Annotated in this window: 4 protein-coding genes and 2 pseudogenes; 3 read left to right on the top strand and 3 right to left on the bottom strand. The window is 64.7% G+C overall.

The annotated features are described in order from the left end of the window. Positions 1-198 precede the first annotated feature (198 nt). Positions 199-600, top strand: a pseudogene (locus DH10_RS35840) (DoxX family protein); the annotation flags it as partial. Positions 601-698: 98 nt separating this feature from the next. Here DH10_RS35840 and DH10_RS35835 read toward each other — a convergent pair. Next, positions 699-950 (bottom strand): annotated as a pseudogene (locus DH10_RS35835) (SDR family oxidoreductase); the annotation flags it as partial. 250 nt (positions 951-1,200) lie between these two features. Then, positions 1,201-1,491, bottom strand: a complete 291-nt coding sequence (locus DH10_RS35830) for a muconolactone Delta-isomerase family protein (protein WP_192250781.1) — start codon at positions 1,489-1,491, stop codon at positions 1,201-1,203. Positions 1,492-1,607: 116 nt separating this feature from the next. Here DH10_RS35830 and DH10_RS35825 point away from each other — a divergent pair, with 116 nt between their 5' ends. Next, positions 1,608-2,495, top strand: a complete 888-nt coding sequence (locus tag DH10_RS35825) for a LysR family transcriptional regulator (protein ID WP_192385950.1) — start codon at positions 1,608-1,610, stop codon at positions 2,493-2,495. A gap of 85 nt (positions 2,496-2,580) precedes the next feature. On the opposite strand, the gene DH10_RS35820 is transcribed toward DH10_RS35825, so the two are convergent. Beyond that, positions 2,581-3,192 (bottom strand): LOG family protein, encoded by a 612-nt coding sequence (locus DH10_RS35820; RefSeq protein ID WP_192250762.1) that lies wholly within the window; start codon positions 3,190-3,192, stop codon positions 2,581-2,583. Between the two features lie 118 nt (positions 3,193-3,310). Here DH10_RS35820 and DH10_RS35815 point away from each other — a divergent pair. Continuing rightward, positions 3,311-3,963 (top strand): Ig-like domain-containing protein (locus tag DH10_RS35815; RefSeq protein ID WP_343221688.1); only part of this gene is annotated, 653 nt, incomplete at its 3' end.

Below are 3,963 nucleotides of genomic sequence, written 5' to 3'. Positions count from 1 at the left end.
ACACAACTCGCCTCATATGAGGGGGGCTGGCACTGACCTCGCTCCCACGAGTACCGACTTTTGGGCGCTGGCGGTAAGCGCGCCCGAAAACCGGAGCCGGCGTTCTCTCCCTCGCCGGCTCCGACCTTTTCAACGTCAGTATCCGTAGCGCTACCCCGACCGGCGGCGACTGCCTTCTTTCGAAAACCGGAGCCGACCATGACATCGACCGAACTTGCCAAGAACCTTCACGCCCGGGACGTGGTCCTGCTTGCCGGTCGCCTGCTTCTGTCTCTGATCTTCGTGCATGAGGGATTGCAGCTCGCGACGCATTTCGAGGGCGCCCAGAAGGCGATGGCCGCGCTCGGCGTCGGCACGCCGCTGCTTCTTGCCACTATCGCCCTGCAACTCGGCGCCGGCCTGTCCGTAGCGCTCGGCATCCTGGCGCGGCTCGGCGCGGTAGCGCTCGGCCTCTTCTGCCTGATGACGGCAAGCCTTTTCCACGCCAACTTCGCCAGCCAGAACGAACTGCTGCATTTCGAGAAGGATCTCGCCATTGCCGGCGGCATGTTCATCCTGGCGCTCAGCGGGTCCGGCAGGCTGTCGCTGGACAGTCTGCTTGCCGGATTTGCAAAGGGTGCCAGGATTGATCCGCCCGTCGAGCAGCATCTGCCGGTGGGGAAGACGAGCCTGCCGGTCGGACCAGTCCTCGACCGCTCTCACAATACGCTGGTTATCCCGTCATCCACCAGCAGCGTCTGTCCCGTTACGAAGCTTGCGGCGTCGGAGGCCAGGAACACGGCAGCGCCGGCCAGTTCCTCGACATCGCCCCAGCGCCGCATCGGCGTGCGGCCGGTGAGCCAGCTCGAGAATGTCTCGTCGGCGACTAAAGCGGCGGTGAGCTCGGTCTTGAAATAGCCGGGGGCGATGGCGTTGACGCGCACACCGTGCTGGCCCCATTCGCCGGCGAGCGGGGTCTGGCGACCCAGGCCGAGCTCGAAGAGGCACTGACATCCTGGGAGACGTGGGGACGCGAACCGGACCCCCGTCTATCTCAGGTGTCGTCGCGAATGCGTTGCCAGAAGGCCGGGGCCACGACCTCTGCCGCGATCGATGGGTGGTGTCGAGCAGCCGAGAAAATGCGACATCGCATGGTTTCCAAGCAAATTCAGTGCCTGGCCATGAGGCTGCCGAGCGCAAGGCGGCCTCAGCCAGCTATCCTCAGCGCTTCGGCCCGAACCCCGGATAGGGATTGAGCGGCACGATTGCCGCGACCTCCATCATGCCGGCCTCGACCAGCGGCAGGGTGGCGAGATGGCCGCGCACCTCCTTCTCGTCGGCCGCCTCGAACATCACGCCGCTGCCGGGGATGTCGCCTCGGTTCCACACCTGGCGCACCGCGCCCTGCGCATAGAGCGTGCGCCTTTGCTCGGCTTCGCCCGGCAGGAGCGGCGCGAAATCGGCGTCGCTGAACTTTTCGGTGTTGCGGGTGAGAAGGGCAAAGAACTGCATGGCGGTCTCCTTTGTGGCCTGTTGATGCGGGAGATATCGCGCCGGCTGGTCAGACTGTCAAAGACTGATTAGGCTAAAGTTCAGATCAATAAGGACTTAAGTCAATAGGGGCAAAGATGCTCGACCTGCGCCAAATAAGATATTTCGTCGCCGTCGCCGAGGCCGGCAATGTCGGCCGCGCCGCCGAGCAGCTGCACATCTCGCAATCGCCCTTGAGCCGACAGATCATGCAGCTCGAGGAGCAACTGGGCGTTGCCCTGTTCGAGCGGGCGAAGCAGCGCGTGCATCTCAACGCCGAGGGCAGGGCTTTCCTCGCCGAAGCCCGCGCGCTGCTTGCCAATGCCGCGCGGCTGGAGGAGCTTGGCCGCAATCTCGCCAGCGGCGCCGCCGGCAGCCTCGCCGTCGGCTATGTCGAGGGCGCTGTGCATGCCGGTCTGGTCGCCGACATGCTGCGCGAATTCCGCCGCCGGCGGCCGGATCTCCATCTGCAGCTCAGGAGCGGCCGCACGGCCCAGCAATTCGAGGATCTGCGAAGCCGAGCGCTCGACCTCGGCTTTGTCTATGCCCCTGCGCCGAAGGGCGATCCCGATATCGAGAGCATGCTGGTACGTCGCGAGCCGCTGGTGCTGGCTGTCCCCGAGGATGATCCGCTTGTCGGTGTCACCGACATCCGGCCAAACCATCTCGACGGTCGCGTCTGGATCACCGTCGTGCGTCAGCCCGACGACACCAATCGCGCCCAGTTCCTGGCGGCCTGCGCCGAAGCCGGCTTCCTGCCCGACATCGCCTACGAGACGGCCGACCCCTTGACCTCGCTCGGCCTGGTCAGCGCCGGTCTCGGCCTCGCCACGGTGCAGGAAAGCCTCCGCGTCGCGGCGCCGCGCGGCATCGTCTTCCGCGATCTGCCCTGGTTCAAGCGCAACGTTGCGATCCATCTCGCCTGGCGGCGCAATGATCGAAGGGCGGTGATTGGGGATTTGAGGAGGGCGGTGAATAGTGAATAGTGAATAGTGAATAGTGGGTTCAATGATGATGGTCAGCGGACAAAAGCCGGGTCCTCGCAGCTAACCATTCACTATTCACTATTCACTACATCTTATCTATCACCGACTGCACACCCTCTGTCGGCGCATCCACGGATGACCCCGCCACCATGATGGCGGCGACGATGGCTTCGGGGTCGTTGACCACTAGCGGCTTCACCCTATGTGCGGTGTGGATGAAGCCTTCGCCCGACATGTGCTCGATCAGCGAAAGCATCGGGTCCCAGAAGCCCTTAATGTTGGCGAACACGATCGGCTTGCGGTGATGGCCGAGCTGCGCCCAGGTCATGACCTCGACGATCTCCTCCACCGTGCCGATGCCGCCCGGCAGCGCCACGAAGGCGTCGGATTTCTCGAACATCCTGTGCTTGCGCTCGTGCATGTTATCGGTGATCAACAGCTCGTCGAGCTTGTCGAGAGCGGTTTCCGTCGCCTCCTTGTTGATCAGGAAGCGCGGGATGATGCCGGTCACCTTGCCGCCGGCCTTGAGCGCCCCGTCGGCGACGGCGCCCATGATGCCCTTGGTGCCGCCGCCATAGATCAGGCGCAGGCCTGACTTGGCGAGCGAGCGGCCGAGCAGGTGGCCGGCCTTGACATAAGCCTCGTCGCGGCCCGGAGACGAACCGCAATAGACGCAGACGGATCGAATCGTGTTCATGGGATGATTGGTGATGGGGACGGTTGGCGCGGTCAAGCCCATGGGCGGGCTTTTTCTTGTAGCACTGGTTAAAACACGCTAGACCGGCGTTAGGTGGCTAAGGGGGCACTAAAAGATTATGGCTATCAATCCTTCCAAGGCGTTTTTGTTCGCGGCGGGCGGCGTTGCCGTCGTCGCGGCGGTCGCCTACGGGTCGGGCGCGCTCGACCCATATATCAACAAAGAGAAGCCGGCACAGGTCGCGGCACTTCCGCAAGCGGACACGAAGCCGGCTGAATCCAACAGCACGTCCACCGAGGCGCGCTTGCCGCAGGCTCCGGCCAACACGATGGCCCCAGCCAACAAGATGGCGCCCGCCAACAATGCAACGGCCCCGGCCAACAACGCGACGGCCCCGGCGGCATCCGCGCCAGCCGCCGGTCCGATATTGCCGACCTTCGATGTCGTGCGGGTCGAAGGCAATGGCTCGATCGTCGTCGCCGGCAGCGCGGCGCCCAATGCCAAGGTCGAGGTCTTGAATGGCGGGACGGTGCTAGGCGCGACCGATGCCGGCCCCGACGGCGCCTTCGCCATCGTGCTCGACGATCCACTGAAGCCCGGCGACTACACGATCACGCTTCGCTCGACGGTCGGCGGCGTCGCCGTCGCCTCAGCCCAGACCGCCGTCGTCTCGGTGCCGCAGAGCCCGACCGGCCAGGTGCTGGCGATGGTCGAGGAGCCGGGCAAGCCGTCCGAATTGCTCACCGTTCCGCAGCCACCGGCCGCCACCGA

It is taken from the genome of Mesorhizobium silamurunense, from assembly GCF_014843825.1.
Classification (GTDB): Bacteria; Pseudomonadota; Alphaproteobacteria; order Rhizobiales; family Rhizobiaceae; genus Mesorhizobium; species Mesorhizobium silamurunense.
Note: the sequence above shows the minus strand (reverse complement) of the source record. Positions and strands in the feature narration are given on the sequence as shown.